The 19000-nt window shown below is 63.1% G+C and carries 15 protein-coding genes; 12 read left to right on the plus strand and 3 right to left on the minus strand.

The features are described 5' to 3' along the window. Positions 1–287: 287 nt before the first annotated feature. The 9 genes from recR (at position 288) to I6L45_RS14805 (ending at position 9923) form a co-directional block, all read left to right on the plus strand. The gene (gene recR, locus I6L45_RS14765) at positions 288–887 is read left to right on the plus strand and encodes a recombination mediator RecR (protein WP_134696169.1); all 600 of its coding nucleotides are present in this window, start codon (positions 288–290) and stop codon (positions 885–887) included. 293 nt (positions 888–1180) lie between these two features. Beyond that, positions 1181–3094 carry a molecular chaperone HtpG gene (gene htpG, locus I6L45_RS14770; RefSeq protein ID WP_210548469.1) on the plus strand — a complete coding sequence of 638 codons (1914 nt, stop codon included), beginning with the start codon at positions 1181–1183 and terminating at the stop codon, positions 3092–3094. Positions 3095–3331: 237 nt separating this feature from the next. Next, entirely contained in the window at positions 3332–3976 is a 645-nt protein-coding gene (adk, locus tag I6L45_RS14775) for an adenylate kinase (RefSeq protein ID WP_043761240.1), read from the plus strand. Between the two features lie 87 nt (positions 3977–4063). Further along, positions 4064–5038, plus strand: a complete 975-nt coding sequence (gene hemH, locus I6L45_RS14780) for a ferrochelatase (RefSeq protein ID WP_043761238.1) — start codon at positions 4064–4066, stop codon at positions 5036–5038. Between the two features lie 67 nt (positions 5039–5105). Then, positions 5106–5498 carry an MAPEG family protein gene (locus tag I6L45_RS14785; protein WP_134696172.1) on the plus strand — a complete coding sequence of 131 codons (393 nt, stop codon included), beginning with the start codon at positions 5106–5108 and terminating at the stop codon, positions 5496–5498. Between the two features lie 184 nt (positions 5499–5682). After that, complete coding sequence (locus I6L45_RS14790; RefSeq protein ID WP_043761234.1) at positions 5683–6987, plus strand: inosine/guanosine kinase; 1305 nt, start codon at positions 5683–5685, stop codon at positions 6985–6987. 159 nt (positions 6988–7146) lie between these two features. After that, positions 7147–8775, plus strand: a complete 1629-nt coding sequence (locus tag I6L45_RS14795) for a methyl-accepting chemotaxis protein (RefSeq protein WP_254204331.1) — start codon at positions 7147–7149, stop codon at positions 8773–8775. Positions 8776–8899: 124 nt separating this feature from the next. After that, positions 8900–9262: a DUF2750 domain-containing protein gene (locus I6L45_RS14800; RefSeq protein WP_010674427.1), complete on the plus strand. Its 363-nt coding sequence runs from the start codon at positions 8900–8902 to the stop codon at positions 9260–9262. Positions 9263–9428: 166 nt separating this feature from the next. Continuing rightward, a complete protein-coding gene (locus tag I6L45_RS14805) occupies positions 9429–9923 on the plus strand; it encodes a hypothetical protein (RefSeq protein ID WP_216982468.1) in 495 nt (164 codons plus the stop codon). On the opposite strand, the gene I6L45_RS14810 is transcribed toward I6L45_RS14805, so the two are convergent. Beyond that, positions 9886–11523 carry an EAL domain-containing protein gene (locus I6L45_RS14810; protein ID WP_216982469.1) on the minus strand — a complete coding sequence of 546 codons (1638 nt, stop codon included), beginning with the start codon at positions 11521–11523 and terminating at the stop codon, positions 9886–9888. The genes I6L45_RS14805 and I6L45_RS14810 overlap by 38 nt on opposite strands. Before the next feature lie 188 nt (positions 11524–11711). Here I6L45_RS14810 and glgC point away from each other — a divergent pair, with 188 nt between their 5' ends. Further along, positions 11712–12986, plus strand: coding sequence for a glucose-1-phosphate adenylyltransferase (gene glgC / locus I6L45_RS14815; protein ID WP_043761225.1), 1275 nt, complete (start codon positions 11712–11714; stop codon positions 12984–12986). Between the two features lie 62 nt (positions 12987–13048). Here the strand turns inward: glgC and I6L45_RS14820 are convergent, their stop codons facing one another. Further along, complete coding sequence (locus I6L45_RS14820; protein WP_216982470.1) at positions 13049–15046, minus strand: hypothetical protein; 1998 nt, start codon at positions 15044–15046, stop codon at positions 13049–13051. Positions 15047–15194: 148 nt separating this feature from the next. Then, complete coding sequence (locus I6L45_RS14825) at positions 15195–15746, minus strand: lipoprotein (RefSeq protein ID WP_216982471.1); 552 nt, start codon at positions 15744–15746, stop codon at positions 15195–15197. Positions 15747–16065: 319 nt separating this feature from the next. Here I6L45_RS14825 and I6L45_RS14830 point away from each other — a divergent pair, with 319 nt between their 5' ends. Further along, a complete protein-coding gene (locus I6L45_RS14830) occupies positions 16066–17253 on the plus strand; it encodes an isochorismate synthase MenF (RefSeq protein WP_216982472.1) in 1188 nt (395 codons plus the stop codon). A 76-nt stretch (positions 17254–17329) separates the two neighbouring features. Then, positions 17330–18991, plus strand: a complete 1662-nt coding sequence (locus I6L45_RS14835; RefSeq protein WP_216982473.1) for a (2,3-dihydroxybenzoyl)adenylate synthase — start codon at positions 17330–17332, stop codon at positions 18989–18991. The last annotated feature ends 9 nt before the right edge of the window (positions 18992–19000 follow it).

The raw sequence follows: 19000 nt of genomic DNA on the forward strand, positions 1-19000 counted from the left end.
GCAGACGAATTTTTTCACCACGTGCAGTATTAAACGTCAGCTCTAGCGCAATTAATCGACCGAATAGAGCCACCTATCTGTTTGATTTGTATCCCCCTGCCATGAGTCCCAACACGCTGCACCAGAGAAGCCTCTTCTTCTACCCGTCAGGCGCCTGAGTCATTGGCGCTTGGGGTCGGCTCGGGTATAGTCCTGCGCCAACAAGATAGGTTCGGATGGAGGAGTCGGCGCCGCGTCAGGCATGCGGGCCGAATCACTCCTTCGGCGCGGCTTTAAAGGATATCCCCATGAAATTCAGTCCCCTGCTCGATGAGATGATGAAGGCGCTGCAGGTCTTGCCGGGCGTGGGCCCGAAATCGGCCCAGCGCATGGCGTTCACCCTGCTGGAGCGCGAGCGCAGCGGTGGCTTGCGGTTGGCCCAGTTGCTCAGTCGGGCGCTGACCGAAATCGGTCACTGCAGCCACTGCCGCACCTTTACCGAGAACGATCGCTGCGAGATCTGCGCCAATCCCAAGCGCGAGGAGAACGGCCTGCTCTGCGTGGTGGAGAGCCCGGCGGACGTGGCCGCCATCGAGCAGACCGGCCAGTTCTCCGGCCGCTACTTCGTGCTGATGGGGCACCTGTCGCCGCTCGACGGCATAGGCCCGGAGGAGCTGGGTCTGGAGATCCTGGAGCGGCGGCTGAAGGATGAGCACATCAAGGAGCTGATCCTCGCCACCAACCCTACCATAGAGGGGGATGCCACCGCTTGGTACATCGCCGACATGGCCCGTGCCGCCGGGGTGGCCGTGAGCCGCATCGCCCACGGGGTGCCGGTGGGCGGGGAGCTGGAGCTGGTGGATGGCACTACCCTGTCCCACTCCCTGATGGGGCGCCAGCGCATCTAAACCTGCTTATGAGCCTGCTGCGAAGCCGTGATCAAGGCTCATGTGCTGCTCGGAATCCTCATTTATGCCTATAAACTCCGGTTCCTGCGCTGCTCTTCACCTTGCTGACGGCTTCTCGCGACGGCTCATAAACAGGTTTGGCTGGATGGTACAAGAAATGGGCAGCCAAGCCTGCCACCAGGGGCCTGTGTGCAAGTTTGCTCTCAAGTTTGCACGCAAGCCCCTTGATATTTGAGAGGCCACCCCCATCTAGCTTGGGAATCTGTTCAACCCGACGTTTTGAGGATTGGTCGATGACCCAAAGTGTTCACGCCGAAACCCACGGCTTTCAGACTGAAGTCAAACAATTGCTGAGCCTGATGGCTCACAGCCTCTACTCCAACAAAGAAGTATTCCTGCGCGAGCTGATCTCCAACGCCTCCGATGCGGCGGACAAGCTGCGCTTCAAGGCGCTTTCCGATGCCTCTTTGTTCGAAAACGACGGCCAGCTGCGCGTGCGCCTGGTGGTGGACAAAGAGAACAAGACGTTGACCATTTCGGACAACGGCATCGGCATGACCCGTGACCAGGTGATCGAGCACCTGGGCACCATCGCGAAATCCGGCACCGCCGAATTCTTCAAGCACCTCTCCGGCGATCAGGGCAAGGATTCCCAGCTGATCGGCCAGTTCGGGGTGGGCTTCTACTCCGCCTTCATCGTCGCCGACAAGGTGACTGTCATCTCCCGCGCCGCCGGCACCGAGCCGGGTCAGGGCGTGCAGTGGGAATCGGAAGGGGAAGGCTCCTTCACTGTGGCCGACGTGACCAAAGAGGGCCGCGGCACCGACGTCATCCTGCACCTGCGCAGCGATGAGGAGGAGTTCCTGGACGACTGGCGCCTGCGCTCCGTGGTCGCCAAGTATTCCGACCACATCAGCGTGCCGGTGGAGATGTATAAAGAGGGGACCCCGGATCGGGAAGAGGACGGTGAAACCATCGTCGGCACCCCGGGCGAGTGGGAGCAGGTCAACCGCGCCACCGCGCTCTGGACCCGCAACCCGAAAGACATCAAGGACGAGGAGTATCAGGAGTTCTACAAGCACGTCGCCCACGACTTCGAGGATCCGCTGCTGTGGGGTCACAACCGGGTGGAAGGGGCCCAGGAATACACCAGCCTGCTCTACATCCCCGCCCGCGCGCCGTTCGATCTCTACAACCGCGAGCAGAAGCACGGCCTGAAGCTCTACGTGCAGCGCGTCTTCATCATGGATGACGCCGAGCAGTTCATGCCGACCTACCTGCGCTTCGTGAAAGGGGTGCTGGACTCCAACGATCTGCCGCTGAACGTCAGCCGTGAAATTCTGCAAGACAACAAGGTGACCGCCTCCCTGCGCAAGGCCTGCTCCAAGCGCGTGCTCACCATGCTGAACAAGCTGGCCAAGGATGACGGCGAGAAGTACGCCAAGTTCTGGAGCGAGTTCGGCAATGTGCTCAAAGAGGGCCCGGCCGAGGATTACGCCAACCGCGAGGAGATCGCCAAACTGCTGCGCTTTGCCAGCACCGCCGGCGAGGGCGAGGCCCAGACCGTGTCGCTGGAGGATTACGTTGGCCGCATGAAGGAAGGCCAGCAGAAGATCTACTACATCACCGCCGACTCCTATGCCGCGGCCAAGAACAGCCCGCACCTCGAGATCTTCCGCAAGAAGGGCGTCGAAGTGCTGCTGATGTGGGAGCGGGTCGACGAGTGGCTGATGAGCCACCTCACCGAGTTCGACGGCAAGCAGCTGGTCTCCGTCACCCGTGGCGAGCTGGACCTCGGTGATCTGGAAGACGAGGCCTCCAAGCAGGCGCAAGAAGAGGCCGAGAAGGCCAACGCCGGTCTGGTTGAGCGGGTGAAAACGAGCCTGGGCGAAGCGGTGAAAGAGGTGCGTGTCACCCACCGTCTGACCGACTCGCCGTCCTGCATCGTCACCGACGCCCACGGCATGAGCACCCAGATGATCAAGCTGATGCGCGCCGCCGGTCAGCCGGTGCCGGAGCAGAAGTACATCCTGGAGCTCAACCCCGACCACGCCCTGGTGAAGAAGCTCGGCACCATCGAAGACGACAGCCTGTTTGGCGAGTGGGTGGCCCTCTTGCACGAACAGGCCCAGCTGGCGGAGCAGGGCGGTCTGAACGACCCGGCGAGCTTTGTCTCCCGAATCAACCGTCTGCTGTTGCAGGCGTGATCCCCTGACCCAAGGCCCACTGCATGCAGTGGGCTTTTTTCTGGCCGCTCCCTCGTGGTGAGTTGCTGCATTTTCAATCATTTTTCGTGGTCGTCGTCTGCGTCTTTGGTCGCAGAGACGGGGCGGGAGTGTGGTGATAATCTGGCCACTCACACGGGGTGAGCTTGTTAATACGGGCGAAAACGTGTAGTTTTTTGCCTTCTCAAGAATTGAATAACCAATCAACTAGGAGCGTGTATGCGCATTGTTCTGTTGGGAGCTCCGGGCGCCGGCAAGGGTACCCAGGCTCAGTTCATCATGGAAAAACACGGTATTCCGCAGATCTCCACCGGCGACATGCTGCGTGCGGCGATCAAGGCGGGCACCGAGCTGGGCCTCAAGGCCAAGGCCGTGATGGACGCAGGTCAGCTCGTCTCCGACGACATCATCATCGGCCTGGTCAAAGAACGCATTGCGCAACCGGATTGCGCCAACGGCTTCCTGCTGGACGGCTTCCCCCGCACCATTCCCCAGGCGCAAGCCATGAAGGATGCCGGCGTGGCGGTGGACTTCGTGCTGGAATTCGACGTGCCGGACGAAGAGATCGTCAAGCGCATGAGCGGCCGTCGCGTGCACTCCGGCTCCGGCCGTACCTACCACGTGGTGTTCAACCCGCCGAAGGTGGAAGGCAAGGATGACGTGACCGGCGAGGATCTGGTGATCCGTGCCGACGACGAAGAGACCACGGTTCGCAAGCGTCTGGATGTGTACCATCAGCAGACTGCACCGCTCATCGGCTTCTACGGCAAGGAAGCGGAAGCGGGCAACACCCGTTACGTCAAGATCGACGGCACCCAGCCGGTGGATCTGGTCAGCCAGCAGCTGGCTGCCATCCTGGGCTGATCCCGCCTGCGATCGACAACGAGTTCGAGATAAAGGGTCCATCCAGGGCCCTTTCTTGCTTCATGACCATAACGACAGGACGCTAACGTGACCACGAAAACCGGGATCTTGCTCGTCAATCTGGGGACCCCAGCCGCACCGACCGCCTCCGCCGTCCGATCCTTCCTCGGCCAATTCCTCAGCGATCCGCGGGTGGTCGAGATCCCCCGTCTGCTCTGGTCACCCCTGCTCAACTTCGTCATCCTGCCGCTGCGGGCCCCCAGGGTCGCCAAGCTCTACCAGCAGATCTGGACCGAAGAGGGCTCGCCCCTGATGGCCATCAGCCGGCGCCAGCGTGCGGCCCTTGAGCAGGAGCTCAAGCGGGAAGGGGTGGACGTGCCGGTGCAGCTGGCCATGACCTACGGCTCTCCCTCCCTGGCCGAGGGCTGGCAGGCCCTCAAGGCTCAGGGGGTCAACCGGGTGATCCTGCTGCCCCTCTATCCCCAGTACGCCGCCAGCACCACGGCCGCCGTGTTCGATGGCTGGGCCAGGGCGATGAAGAAGGAGCGCCACCTGCCGGTGATGCGCCTCATCCGTGATTACCATGCCCACCCGGAGTACATCCAGGCGCTGGCCATGAGCGTGCGTCGCCAGTGGGAGCAGCAGGGGCAGGGGGAGCACCTGTTGATGTCGTTCCACGGCATTCCCCAGCGCAGCGAGGACGAGGGGGATCCCTATGGTCACCAGTGTCGCCGCACCGCGGCCCTGCTGGCCGAAGCCCTCGGTCTTGCCCCCGAGCAGTGGAGCGCCAGCTTCCAGTCCCGCTTCGGCAAGCAGGAGTGGCTCAAGCCCTATACCGATGCCACCATCACCGCGCTGGCGGAGCAGGGGATCAAGCGGCTCGACGTCATCTGCCCGGCCTTCTCGGCAGACTGCCTCGAGACCCTGGAGGAGATCCAGGTCGAGAACCGCGAGCACTTCCTGGCCGCGGGTGGGGAGGCGTTCCATTATGTGCCCGCCCTCAACAGCGATCAGGCCCACATCCGCATGATGGTGTCCCTCATCTGCCGCGAGCTGGCATGATGGCCATGTGCATCCGTCCGTGCCTGGGCGCGGGGATGCCCGGCTTCAACGATAAAGGAGTGTCTTGATGATGCAGATCACGCTGATCTACGCAGGTCTCTTGGGTCTTCTGTTCCTGCTGCTTTCGTTCTGGGTGGTCAAGCGCCGCGCCCAGTTCAGGGTGATGATTGGGGAAGGGGAGGCGCCCGAGATGCTCGCCGCCATCCGTGCCCACGGCAACTTCGCCGAGTACGTGCCCCTCACCCTGTTGCTGATGGCCCTGTGCGAGCTGGCCGGGGTCGGCGCGTTCTGGCTGCACCTGGGCGGTACCTTGCTGCTGGTGGGGCGCATCCTGCACGCTATCGGGATCCAGATCCCCAAGGCGCCGAACAAGCCGCGCCTCTTTGGTACCCTCTTCTTCTGGCTGTCGCTGGGGATTTTCTCGGTGCTGGCGCTGGTGCAGGGTCTCTCGCTGGCGTGAGAGTGACGTCACAGGATCCCACGACCACCCCGCGACGGGGTGGTTTTTTTCAAGGTCAAAAATCAAACGTTTGCCCCGCAAACCCTTGTCTATACTGACCCCATATTTTAATCATGCGACTTTTCGGCGTGGAGGATTGTGTTAAAATCCCGCCCCTCTTTTCCCCAGAGCACAGAAGATTGCCATGAAATTTCCCGGTCAGCGCAAGTCCAAACACTACTTCCCGGTCGACAGACGTGATCCCCTGATCCCGCAAAATTCCCAGCTCACCGAACTGGGCAAGGCCTATGTGGTGGGTATCGATCAGACCCTGGTGGACATCGAAGCCCATGTGGACGAAGACTTCCTGAACCGGTATGGCCTGAGCAAGGGCCACTCCATGCTCATCTCCGACGAGGTGGCGGAGCTGGTCTACGACGAGCTCAAGAGCAACAACATGGTGGTGAGCGAGTTTGCCGGCGGCACCATAGGCAACACCATGCACAACTACTCCGTGCTGGCGGACTCCCACTCCATCCTGCTCGGCGTCATGAGCAAGGACATCCGCATCGGCAGCTACGCCTACCGCTATCTGTGCAACACCTCCTCCCGGGTCAACCTCGACTACCTGCAGCCGGTGGATGGCCCCGTGGGCCGCTGCTTCACCTTCATCACCGAAGGGGGCGAGCGCAGCTTTGGCATCAATGCCGGCAAGATGGACCACCTGGACGTGGATCACATCCCCGAGTCCATCATCAAGGAGGCCTCGGCCCTGGTCATCACCGCCTACCTGGTGCGCGGTGCCGACGGCACCCCCATGAAGGAGGCGGCCATGGCCGCCGTGCGCTATGCCCGCGAGGCTGGCGTGCCCGTGGTGCTGACCCTGGGCACCCGTTTCGTCATCGACGAGAACCCCCAGTGGTGGCGCGACTTTATCAGCGAGAACGTGACCGTGCTCGCCATGAACGAGGACGAGGCGGAGGCCCTGACCGGGATCAAGGATCCGCTGGGTGCCGCCGACAAGGCGCTGGACTGGGCCGACATGGTGCTCTGCACCGCGGGCCCCATCGGCCTCTACATGGCGAGCTACACCGACGAGGATTACAAGCGCGAGACCACCCATACCCTGCTGCCCGGTGTCATCCCCGAATTCAACATGTATGAGTTCAGCCGCCCCATGGCCCGGGACAAGTGCCGCAAGCCTGCGCGGATCTACTCCCATATCTCCCCCTACATGGGCGGGCCCGAGAAGATCAAGAACACCAACGGCGCGGGTGACGGGGCGCTGTCCGCCGTGCTGCACGACATGGTGGCCAACGCCTACCACCGCATGAACGTGCCGAACTCCGCCAAGCACCTCTCCGAATTCCTGACCTACTCCTCCCTCGCTCAGGTGTGCAAATACGCCAACCGGGTCAGCTACGAGGTGCTGGCCCAGAGCAGCCCGCGCCTCTCCCGCGGTCTGCCGGAGAAGGAAGACAGCCTGGAAGAGGTGTACTGGGAGCGGTGATGCCGTCATTCGGTCGACAACAAGAAAGGGTGCCACTGGGCACCCTTTCTTGTTTTTGGGGCTGGATCATGTTTTTGGCATCCCTTTTGCTGACATCGTGGACAGCCCGCGCCGCAACAACATAGTGTTAAGGATATGTAGCCGCTGCGGGATGAGGGTATGTTGAGACAATGGAGTATCGGCCGGCGCCTGTCGCTGGTGACCCTGATGGTGCTGGTCCTTCTGGGGCTGTTGCTGTTCTTCAGCCTGCAGATCTACCACCAGGGGCTGATGGGGGAGAAGAGCCGCCAGACCCGGGCCCAGGTCGAGACCGCCTACAGCCTGGTGGCGGGGCTGGAGGCCAGGGTGCGCAAGGGGGAGCTCGACGAGGCGCGCGCCAAGGCCGAGGCGCTGGCCCTGCTCAAGGGGCTGCGCTATGGCAATGACGACTACTTCTGGATCAACGACAGCCACCCCACCATGGTGATGCACCCCATGAAACCCGAGCTGGATGGCAAGGATCTCTCCGGGGTGGAGGACAAGCAGGGGCTCAAGCTGTTCGTCGCCTTCGCCGATCTGGCGCGGGCGCAGGGGGCGGGGGAGGTCGCCTACTACTGGCCCAAGCCGGGAGTGGACGAGCCGGTGCGCAAGATCTCCTACGTCAAGCGTTTCGCCCCCTGGGACTGGATCATCGGCACCGGTATCTATGTGGACGACGTGGAGGCCCAGTACCGGGAGGTGTTGCACACCCTGCTCGGGATCGGGCTGGTGCTGGCGCTGCTGCTGTTTGCCGTGGTCGGTCTCATCGTGCGCAGCATAGTCGTGCCGCTCTCCCGGTCGGTGTCGGCCCTTGGCAACATCGCCAGGGGGGAGGGGGATCTGCGTGTTCGCCTGCCCGAATCGGGGCGTGACGAGCTGAGCCAGCTCAGCGTCAACTTCAACCTCTTTGCCGGCCAGATGGCGCAGCTGGTGGCGCGCAGCCAGCAGATTGCGGAGCAGAACAGGGCGCACGCCCATCAACTGGCCGAGGTGGTGGAGCGTACCGGCGCCATCGTCACCGGTCAGGAGCAGGATACCCTGCGGGTGGCCAGCGCCATGGAGCAGATGACGGTGAGCAGCCGCGAAGTGGGCCAGCACGCGGCCCAGGCCGCGGAGGCGGCGGACTCGGCGCTCAATCTCGCCCAGCATGGCCGCGAGGTGGTGGCCCGGACCCGGGAGACCATAGGTCAGCTGGCGGACGAGATGGTGGAGACGGTGCAGGCGGTGAGCCGTCTCGAAGAGGAGACCCAGCAGATAGGCTCCGTGCTCGACGTCATTCGCGGGGTAGCGGAGCAGACCAACCTGCTGGCCCTCAACGCCGCCATCGAGGCCGCCCGGGCTGGCGAGCAGGGCCGCGGCTTTGCCGTGGTGGCCGACGAGGTGCGCACCCTGGCCACCCGCACCCACAGCTCCACTGACGAGATCCGGCAGATGATCCAGCGGCTGCAGGAGGGGGCGGGCAAGGTGGTGAGCGGGATCACCCAGTTGCAGCAGCTCTCCCGCTCGACGGCGGACAAGGCCGGTGATGCGGACGCAGCCATCCATGCCATCGATGGTTCGGTGCACACCATCACCGCCATGAACGGCCAGATCGCCACGGCGGCGGCGGAGCAGAGCCGGGCGGCGGAGGAGATCAACCTGCGGCTGGTGGCCATCACCCAGCTGGCGGCGGATGCCCTGGCCCAGAACCGGCTCACCGAGCAAGCGTCCGGACAACTGGCGCTCGCCTGCGACGAATTGAGCGCCCTGGTGGCGCAATATCGCATCTGACGGCCTTTATCCCCGCCTTTTTGGGGATAAGGCTTGAGTCTGGGGGGCTTTTGGGACACCATCTGCCCCATTCTCGGCCAGACTTGGCCGACTGCCTGCCATTGCTTTGCAAGAGAGAGACCCCATGAGCAAACTAACTGACAATCTTGACGCCAATTTCCAGCTGTTTATCGAAGAAGTCCGCGAGTCGGGTCAGGTGTGGGGTCTGCGCTACGGTGAAGATTGGGTGGTGTGCCGCTCCGCCGAGTTCGAAGACGCCGACGTGATGCCGCTCTGGTCTGCCGAGGGGGATGCCCGTCTGCACTGCGTGGACGAGTGGGCGGACTACGAGCCGGAAGTGATCGAGCTGGAAGAGTTTCTCGACATCTGGATCAACGATCTGGACGAGGACGACGTGCTGGTCGGCCCGAACTGGAACGCCGATCTGGAAGGTCAGGAGCTCGAACCCATCGAGTTGGCCAAGGCGCTGGTGGAGCTGGACGCCTGATCCTCTCGTCGCGAGGGCCTGTCGGCCCGAGCACCCCGAAAACCGACAGCCGCAAGGCCGTCGGTTTTTTTATGGGGCTTGCCGGCCGCTGTATGAAAGGGTGATTTGGCTTTGCACCCGTGACTGGGATGGGCCATCATGATCCCTTTGCCGATCGGGAGGTGACATGTTTGTCTTTGACGTGACCACACGAGCGGGGGCACGGGCCCAAATCCGGGTGCAGGCGCTGGACTGGAGCCAGAGCGGCCCGGTGAGCTTCCAGTGCGACAGCGACGAGCTGGCCCTGGTGCTGCTGTCGGGGTGTCGCTGCGATGCGGTGGGGTATTTCAACCTGCTGGCCGGCTGCAAGCCGCTTTATGTGGAGCAGTGGCTCGCCTACCTGCAGGAGTGCGGTCACCTCGACAAGCAGAGCTGCCGACTGGAGAGCCCCTCCCAGGCCGATTACCTGGCCAAGGCCGGGTTGGACGACGAGGAGCTCAACGCGCTGTTGGGTCAGGTCTACAAGGTGGCCGGCTTCAACCGCCTGCAGATCAACCGTTACCTCAAGCATCGCCACAACCCGACCATGCTGGCGACCCGTTACGACCAGAAGGAGCTGGAGCGCTATCGCCAGCTCAACGACATCATTCTGACCCTGCTGAAACTGAAGCGTGCTCCGTGAGGAGCGTCTGCTGACCCATCTCCGGCCCCATCTCCTGGGGCTGGGCGATCAGATAGCCCTGCAAGCCATCCACATACATGCTCTGCAGCATCTGCTTCTGCCCGACCTGCTCCACCCCTTCCGCGATCACCAGGCAGCCCATGCGGTGTGACACGTCGACGATCATCCGCACGAACTGCTGATTGGTGAGATCCTGCTCCAGCTCGGTGATGAGGCCGGGATCCAGCTTGATGTAGTCGGGCTTGAGCTCGCGAAACAGGCTGAAGGAGCCGATTCCCTTGCCGAAGTTGCAGATGGCCGAGCGGCTGCCATGGCGTCTGAGCAGCTCGAACAGCCGTTTGGCCCCCGTCAGGTTGCGCTCCAGATGATCTTCATCCATCTCGAACACTAGGTTGGCGCTGATATCGGGATCCTTTTGCAACTGATGGTCGAGCCAGATCAGGAAGGCGCTGCTCTGCAGCAAGGTGCCCGGGAGGTTGAGGCCCCAGCGGCTGCTCTGGCCGCCGAAGGCCCGGTACTGGCGAATGGCGTGGCGAACCACCATCTGCGCCAGGCGCAGCACCATGTCCAGACGCTGCGCCATGGCGAGCAGGGTGTCGCTCGGCAGCACGGTGCCGTCGGCGCTGTGAAAGCGGGGGTAGATCTCGTGATAGGTGATCATGCCGCGATGCAGTGACTGGATGGACTGGCAGGTGAAGCTGATGTTCTCCTGCTCCAGCAGCTCGGTCAGCACCTGGGTCCAGTGGCGCTGGCCCTGCACCTCGACCACCTCGTCACTCTGCTGGATGGCCCAGCCGTTGACCGCTTCCGTCTGGGCGCGCGCCAGCGCCATGTCCGCCCGGGCCAGAATGGCTTCTATCTTTTGTTCGCTGCTGAGCCGGGTCATGCCCGAGTAGGCGGCACTCTCCAGCCCGTTGTTGTGCTGATAGTTGTCGAAGGCGAGTTTCAGGTCACGCCCCAGCAGATGGGGGGGGAGCTGGGCCAGGGGCGGCATCAGGACGGCGAAGTCGGCCCCCGAGATGCGATAGACCTGATGACCGGGGAAGCGGCCCACCGTCTGGGTGATGAGGGCGGCGATGTCCCGGATATAGGCGTCACCGGACTGGAAGCCGCGCTGGGCGTTGAGCTTGCCGAGCTCGGTGGCGCGGATCAGCACCAGGATGGCGGTCTGGGTGTTCTCCTGCTGCAGCAGCTCGGTCAGATCGCGCCGGAAGGCGTGGCGATTGCACAGCCCCGTCATCTCGTCACGGGTTGCCTGGTTGTGCAGCTCGGTGATCTGGCGGTGGGCATCGAGCTCGGCCTCATTGAAGGAGGCGAGCAGCTGGCGCAGAGTCGTTTGTGCCTGCAGGCTGTCCAGCATGGCGGGATCCCGCTGCTGCAATGCTTGCAGCCAGCGCTGCTCCTGTCTCTCTCGTTCGCCCCGGTGCAGGCTGCGTGAGAGAAAAAGCAGCAGGGCAAACCCCGTTATCGTGGTCAGCATGACCAGCAGCAGGGTGAGCGGCGAGACGGGGGGCGCGAGCAATATCCCCTGCAGCAACAGCATGGGGATGCAGACCAGAGCGCTGACCAGCAGCAGGTTCCCCTCATGTTTATTCAACATCGTTTCATCCTTGATGATGTTTGTGATGTAGAAATTCTAACCAACTCGTTGTCGTATGACATCTGTGCTCACGCAACTCCTTGAAAAGGGGGGTGAGGAATGCGATTAAATGTGAGTGAAACCACTTTCACAGCAAAAAAAAAAAGCGAAGATGGGTTGAAAACAGCCCCAACAGAGCAGAGGTAGATATGTCGCTAGAACCCGTAAACACAGCCAAAGCGCGGCAGCTATTGAATCAGAGTATGGCCTTGGTGCTCGCAGGGGGACGAGGCAGTCGCCTGAAGCAACTGACCGACAACCGTGCCAAACCCGCCGTCCATTTTGGCGGTAAATTCCGCATCATCGACTTCGTGCTCTCAAACTGCATCAACTCCGGCATCCGCCGGGTGGGTGTGGTGACCCAGTACAAGTCTCACAGTCTGTTGCGCCACCTGCAGTCAGGGTGGTCCTTCCTGCGCTACCAGATGAACGAGTTCATCGACTTGCTGCCCGCCCAGCAGCGGGTGGACGAAGTGCACTGGTATCGCGGGACAGCAGACGCCATCTACCAGAACGTGGATATCATTCGCGACTACGGCCCCAAATACATAGTGGTGCTGGCGGGTGACCACATCTACAAGATGGACTACGCCGCCATGCTGCTCGATCACGTGCGCCTCGGCGCCAAGGTGACGGTGGCCTGCATCGAGGTGCCGCGCTGTGAGGCCTCCGCCTTCGGTGTGATGGACATCGACGATCAGCGCAAGATCCGCGCCTTCGTGGAGAAACCGGCCAACCCCCCCGCCATGCCGGGTAACGAGAACGTTTCCCTGGCCTCCATGGGTATCTATATCTTCGAGGCGGATTACCTCTACCAGCTGCTGGAGGAGGACATTCACAACCAGGAGTCCAAGCATGACTTCGGCATGGACGTGATCCCGCGCATCGTGGGAGAGGGCAAGGCATTCGCCCACCCGTTCAACATGTCCTGCGTCGGTGCCAAGGAGGGGCAGAAACCCTACTGGCGCGATGTGGGGACCCTGGACTCGTTCTGGGAGGCGAACATGGATCTCGCGTCCGTGGTGCCCGAGCTCGACATCTACGATGAGAGCTGGCCCATCTGGACCAGCCAGAACATGTCGCCGCCCGCCAAGTTCGTGCAGGACAGAAACGGCCAGCACGGCATGACCATCAACTCCATGTTCGCGGGGGGCTCCATCGTCAGCGGCTCCTTCGTGCTGAACTCGGTGTTGTTCACCAATGTGCGGGTGCACTCCTTCTGCACCCTGGATCAGGCGGTGATCTTCCCCGGGGTCGAGATCGGGGCCGGTTGCCGCTTGCGCAGGGTGGTGGTGGACAAGGGCTGCAAGCTGCCGGATGGCCTGGTGGTGGGGGAGAATGCGGACGAAGATGCACGCCGCTTCTACCGCTCCGAGCAGGGCATAGTGCTGGTGACCAAGCCGATGCTGGCCAAGCTGGTGTGAGCTTGACGGCAGGATAAAAAAAGGGAGCCAAAGGCTCCCTTTTTCATGGGGTATTACAGGGTTCACTCGCCGATCACGGCCTTGCCAGCCATCACCATGGCGGTGCCGTGCTTGCCACCGGCGGCGGTCACCTGGGGCACGCCGTCTTCGTCGGTGTCATGGCCTGCGCCTTCCACCAGGTTCTCGCCGGAGTCGCCAACCCATTCGGCCATCTGCATGCCGCCGTTCACGGTGCCGCGGAACCAGCTCACGTACTGCTTGGTCAGAGTGGCGAGTTCCAGTTCGGGCGCCTTCTCGGCCCCTTCGTTGCGCAGGTTCAGCATGGCAGAGCGCAGGGCGCCGGAGATGGCGGCCTGGGTCCAGGGGGTGTATTCACCCTGCTTGCCCGCCAGCCAGGTACCGGCCTTCTGGTTGAAGTAGGCCTTGTCGGTGGCGATGAACAGCTCGCGCGCCGCGGTGCGGTACTTGGTATCCGAGGTGGCCAGGAAGGCGGCGGTCAGGCCGCGGATGGCGGCGAACTGGGTCTCGACCGACTGGCCGGCATCGGGCTTGCCGCCCAGGGTGATACCGTCATGGATGAGGCCATTGCTACCCTTGAGCTGACCCAGGATGAAGTCGGCCTGTCTTGTGATGAGCGCCAGCGCCTCCTGTCCCTGCCTGGTCTTGAGGTTCAGCTCGCCATTGTCACCGGCGGCGTAGCCCACCGGCAGGGCGTCCTGGGCGCGCTGGAAGATCTGCAGGGCGACCAGGGCGTAGGCGGCGTCGAAGGCGGTGACGTGCTTGGCCTGTTTGCCATCCTGCCAGCTGTCCACCAGGGTGCCGGCCTTGGGCTCGAAGTGCAGGGCCTGCAGGTTCTTGAAGGTCAGGTTGGAGAGGTTCAGGGCCAGGGAGAAGGCATCGCTGCCCGCCACCGCCTTGCCCAGATCGTTGCCCTTGTTGGCGGCCGGTGCTGCTGCGAAGGGGGCACCGTCAAACACGGCGTGGAAGGCCGGGTTCTGGTTGGTGTTGGCGCTGCGCTGATCGCTGAAGGCGTAGAACTCGGAGAGTGGCCACAGCAGCATCCAGGCGTCACGCAACTGGGCTGAGCCATCCACCACGTCCAGCTTGCCGATGGCACCGACGTCGTTTTTGGCTGTCTCGGTCACTTTCACCTGATGGGGGAAGTAGACGACGCCCTTGGCCGGATCGTATTGCGGGGTGATTTTGGCGCCCAGGGTCTTGCCGTCAAAGCCGAGCTGGCCCTGCAGGATGGCCAGCTTGTCGATGGACTGCTCGGTCAGCATCATGCCGTTGAAGCCGTCGGCGGCGGAGACGCCCAGCTTGTGCTTGCCGTCCTGATCCATGGTGGCGGACGCGGCCTCTACCTCTTCATCTGTCTCGGCCACGTGCATGCCGCCGAGGAAGTCCTGGGACCACATCACTTCCTTGAGCAGGATGCCGCCCACGGCCGCAGGGACCAGCAGGTTGTCACTGCCGCTCCAGCGCAGGGTGGCGTAGTCGCGGAAGTAGGCAGGGACCTGGGTCTTGACGCTCTTCTCGGTGCCCTTGGCGGTCTTGATGGTGATCTGGTCGCCATTGACCGGGGCTGCGTTCACGGCCTGGGCAAACTCGGGGTTGGCGGAGGCGTACGGCAGGGAGAGGGGATACATGCCCTGGGGCACTTCATCGGCCGGGAAGCCGACGGCCTCGGCCATGGCCAGTACCCGCTTGCCCAGGTCGGCCAGGGTGCCGCCACGGGCCAGGTTTTGCGGCCCGTTCACCAGGTGCGGGCCCATGCCGGACTGGTAGTTGAGGGCGTACATCGCCTCTTCGGAGTATTCGTAGGATTCGATGCCGGCGGCGAAGTCGAACGGCGTCGGCTCGTCGGCGCGGTTGGCATCCAGCACATCCAGATCCAGACCGAGAGCCTCGGCCAGCGGCTCGCCGGAGAGCTCGAATTCGGTGTAGGCCAGCATGTTGGCGGCGGTGTTGAAGGTCTTGTCTTCCACTTTGACGGCAGCGTGCGCGGCACTGCCAAGCAACGCACAGGCGATCGCCTGCACCAGAACGGTTTTTCTCATGTCCTTTTCACCCATATATCTGATTTTATTATGACGCTTCTCATGAATCTAAATGAGAATGGTGTGCATTATGGGGCAAAGGGGGAAGCTTGAGAAGAAAAAACCGCGCCCCGGGGAGTTGGGGGAGAGGGGGACGCGGCGGCAGGTATCACATCAGTTTGAAGGGGATCACCAGACGACCCGGCTCTACCTTGAGGGCCTCGACCTTGTCCTTGATCCGCGCCTCGTTCTGGCGGGCGCCATCAAGACGATAGACGGGGGTCTGAGAGAGGAAGAGGGAGAGGGACTGGTTGAAGGTGGGCAGCAGCGGGGTGAGGGCGGCGCCCACGTCGGCCGGCTCTGTCTTGACGGAGAGAAGTTCCAGATCGCGCAGGTAGATGGCCCCCTGCTCGGCCACGTAGTCCGGGCGGGCGCGCAGGGAGAGGCGGATCTTCATCTGCTGGCTGCCGAGCGGGCTCGCCACCTGCAGATCGCCGGCGGCATCCAGCTCGACCTTGTCGGCCTGGGTGCGGCCGATGCGGCTCACCATGTCATCGAGGCGGATCTTGCTCGACATGATGCCGGGGATCCCCAGCTGTTTCTCGAAGGCGACCCTCTCTTGGAGGTACTGGTTGATCTCCCTCTCGCTGACGTTGTACTGGGTGAGCGAGCAGGCCGCCAGCAGCAGGGCGAAGGGGAGCAGAAGCAGGTGTTTCAACATGGGAGGGTTCCGTTATCGGGGCTGTCACAAGAGATGGCGCCATCTTAGAGGCAAAGCGGGTTGGCCGCCAGTGGAGTGCTTTTCTCCCGTTTCTGTCGCATCCCCGTATGGGGATGGACATGTGTTTTCATTCGAGTAGGTTTTGCTGCCCACCGCCAGCAAGCCAGCGTTGGCGCCCTCAAGGGTATATCCACAGACAAGATCCTGTTTTATCGATGTAAAATCCCATTGACCCCGTGATTTCAAAGCGAGTATTTTACCGCCGCACAAAGTCAAATTGATAATCATTATCATTTTGAATCTTCTTTGAGGGTGTAACGTGAATACTCGAGTAATGGACAATGGCACACCTGCCGAGGCGAAGATGTCGCCTGATTTCTTGTTTACCTCGGGTCAGGGCACGATCAGTGCCACTGACCTGGGGCAACCCATCACCACCCCCGCCTGTGAATGGCCCCTGCTGGAACAACAGATTGCCAGCGCCTTAGCCGCGGCCAGCGCCGCCGGCCAGAGCAATCCTCTGCTGATCGGTGCTTTTGCGTTCGACCCGGCGGAGGCCTCCTGCCTCTATGTGCCCGGCCGCTATGAGCGGGGCGAGAAACTGGCCCCGACAGAGCCGTCATCGGTGACAGCGGCTGAGCAGGCCCCCGAGGCCAACCGGGTCATCTCGGTGCAGAGCACCCCGCCGGCCAGCGAATTTCAGGCCTCGGTCAGCGCGGCGCTGGATGCGTTTGCACAAGGCCGGCTCGCCAAGGTGGTGTTGTCGCGCAAACTCACCCTTACCCTGCACCAGCCTGCCGATCCTAAGCAGGTGATGGCCCGTTTGATGGCCCAGAATCCCCACGCCTTCCACTTCTCCCTGCCGCTCGGCCAGGACCGCCGCCTGCTGGGCGCAAGCCCCGAGCTGCTGCTGCGGGTCAGCGGGGGAGAGGTGTTCACCCATCCGTTGGCGGGCTCCGCCAGACGGGCGAGCGAGCCAGCGCAAGACGAAATGGTCGCCCGGGAGCTGCTGGCCTCTCGCAAGGATCAGCATGAGCACCGCCTGGTGATCGACGAGATCCGCCGGGTGTTGACGCCCCACTGCCGCGAGCTGGCGATCCCCGCTCATCCCTCGCTGATGAGCACGGATACCCTCTGGCATCTGGGCACTCCCATCGCTGGCCGGCTCAATGGCGGCGAGGCGTCGGTGCTCTCCTTGGCCTGCCAGCTGCATCCCACCCCGGCCCTGTGTGGCTATCCCACCGATCTGGCCCGCCAGTTCATCCGCGAGCAGGAGCCCTTCCGGCGCGCCCTGTTCAGCGGCATCGTTGGCTGGTGCGACAGCCAGGGCAACGGCGAGTGGGCCGTGGTGATCCGCTGCGGCGTGCTCGATGGCCATCAGGTGGAGCTGTTCGCCGGCGCCGGCATCGTTGCGGGCTCGGATCCCGCCATGGAGTGGGCTGAGACCGGCACCAAGCTGGGGACCATGCTCAAAGCGCTGGGCCTGGATTTGGAGGTAGCGCAATGACGCAGCTTCAATATCTGGGCTGGCAGAGTGGGCAGTCGAATCTGGAAGCCCTGGGCCTGAGTCCGGAGGTCGCGCAATGAGCGATACCAACCGCTTCCTGCCCTATACCCGCTGGCCCGAAGAGTTGGCGGAGCTGTACCGTGCCAAGGGCTATTGGCGCGGCGAGCCGTTGACCGCCATGCTGGCGCGCCAGTGCGAGCTTGCCCCAGACGCCGAGGCCATTCTCTGCGGCGAGCGCCGCTTCAGCTATGGCGAGCTGGACGCCGCCTCGAGCCGGCTGGCCGCAAATCTGGCCCGCCACGGCCTGGGGGTGGGAGATACCGCGCTGGTGCAGCTCCCCAACGTGGCCGAGTTCTATCTGGTGTTCTTCGCCTTGCTCAAGGCCGGCATAGCACCGGTCAATGCGCTCTTTAGCCACAACCGGCTGGAGCTCCTCTCTTATGCCGAGCAGATCACTCCGCGCCTCTTTATCGGCTCGCTGGCCCATCCGCTGTTTGCGACCAAGGGTCGTGAGAGCGAGCTGCTGACAACCATGGGCGCCGAGCTGGTGCTGCTGGATGGCGATGGGGGGGCACTGGGGCTGACCCGCTGGTTGACGAAGGTGGCTGAGAGTGAACCGATGAAATCTGGCCCGACCCCGGCGAACGAGGTGGCCTTCTTCCAGCTCTCCGGTGGCAGCACAGGCACCCCCAAGCTCATCCCCCGCACCCACGATGACTACCTCTACAGCGTGCGCCGCAGCAATGAGATCTGCGGCCTAGGCTCCCACACCCGTTATCTGTGCGCCCTGCCGGCGCCCCACAACTTCCCCCTGAGCTCCCCTGGCGCCCTGGGGGTATTCGAGGCGGGCGGCACAGTGGTGCTGGCGCCGGATCCCAGCCCCATCAGCTGTTTCCCGCTGATCGCCCGCCACCGGGTCAATCTCACCTCGCTGGTGCCGCCGGCGGTCTCGCTCTGGCTGCAGGCAGCGGAAGCGGACCCCACTGCGGGCACCCAACTCGAGAGCCTCGACTTGCTGCAGGTGGGTGGCGCCAAGCTGGGGGAGGCGGTGGCCAGCAAGATTGGGCCGCTGCTCGGCTGCCGGTTGCAGCAGGTGTTCGGCATGGCGGAGGGGCTGGTCAACTATACCCGGCTCTCTGATCCCGACGAGAAGGTCATTCACACCCAGGGCCGCCCCATGAGCCCGGACGACGAGGTGCGCATCCTCGATGAGGCGGGCAATCCGGTCGCCCCCGGGGAGCCTGGCGCCCTGTACACCCGCGGCCCCTATACCTTCCGCGGCTATTACCAGAGCCCGGCCCACAACGCCCGGGTGTTCGATGCCGAGGGCTTCTACTGCTCCGGCGATCTGGTGGTGCAAGACCATGATGGCTACCTGACTGTGGTCGGGCGGCAGAAGGATCAGATCAACCGGGGCGGCGAGAAGATCGCGGCGGAAGAGGTGGAAAACCAGCTGCTGCACCACCCGGCCATCACCCATGCGGCCCTGGTCTCCATGCCCGACAGCGCCATGGGGGAGAAGAGCTGCGCCTTTATCGTCACCACCGAGCCGGGGCTCAAGCCGCTGGCCTTGCGCAAGTTTCTGCGCGAGCGCGGGGTGGCGGACTTCAAGCTGCCCGACCGTTTCGAAACCCTGGACGCCCTGCCCATGACGGCGGTGGGCAAGATTGACAAGCAGGGGCTGCGGGCGCGCATTGCGCACGCCATCGCCGCCAACCAGTCCCTGACAAGAGCATAAAACTAAAAA

Source organism: Aeromonas sp. FDAARGOS 1415 (assembly GCF_019048365.1).
GTDB lineage: Bacteria > Pseudomonadota > Gammaproteobacteria > Enterobacterales > Aeromonadaceae > Aeromonas > Aeromonas taiwanensis.

Excerpts from the sequence above, each read along its gene's own strand:
- recR (WP_134696169.1), top strand. The coding sequence starts at position 288 with ATGAAATTCAGTCCCCTGCTCGATGAGATGATGAAGGCGCTGCAGGTC.
- htpG (WP_210548469.1), top strand. The coding sequence starts at position 1,181 with ATGACCCAAAGTGTTCACGCCGAAACCCACGGCTTTCAGACTGAAGTC.
- adk (WP_043761240.1), top strand. The coding sequence starts at position 3,332 with ATGCGCATTGTTCTGTTGGGAGCTCCGGGCGCCGGCAAGGGTACCCAG.
- I6L45_RS14785 (WP_134696172.1), top strand. The coding sequence starts at position 5,106 with ATGATGCAGATCACGCTGATCTACGCAGGTCTCTTGGGTCTTCTGTTC.
- I6L45_RS14790 (WP_043761234.1), top strand. The coding sequence starts at position 5,683 with ATGAAATTTCCCGGTCAGCGCAAGTCCAAACACTACTTCCCGGTCGAC.
- I6L45_RS14795 (WP_254204331.1), top strand. The coding sequence starts at position 7,147 with ATGTTGAGACAATGGAGTATCGGCCGGCGCCTGTCGCTGGTGACCCTG.
- I6L45_RS14800 (WP_010674427.1), top strand. The coding sequence starts at position 8,900 with ATGAGCAAACTAACTGACAATCTTGACGCCAATTTCCAGCTGTTTATC.
- I6L45_RS14805 (WP_216982468.1), top strand. The coding sequence starts at position 9,429 with ATGTTTGTCTTTGACGTGACCACACGAGCGGGGGCACGGGCCCAAATC.
- I6L45_RS14810 (WP_216982469.1), bottom strand. The coding sequence starts at position 11,523 with ATGTTGAATAAACATGAGGGGAACCTGCTGCTGGTCAGCGCTCTGGTC.
- glgC (WP_043761225.1), top strand. The coding sequence starts at position 11,712 with ATGTCGCTAGAACCCGTAAACACAGCCAAAGCGCGGCAGCTATTGAAT.
- I6L45_RS14820 (WP_216982470.1), bottom strand. The coding sequence starts at position 15,046 with ATGAGAAAAACCGTTCTGGTGCAGGCGATCGCCTGTGCGTTGCTTGGC.
- I6L45_RS14825 (WP_216982471.1), bottom strand. The coding sequence starts at position 15,746 with ATGTTGAAACACCTGCTTCTGCTCCCCTTCGCCCTGCTGCTGGCGGCC.
- I6L45_RS14835 (WP_216982473.1), top strand. The coding sequence starts at position 17,330 with ATGAGCGATACCAACCGCTTCCTGCCCTATACCCGCTGGCCCGAAGAG.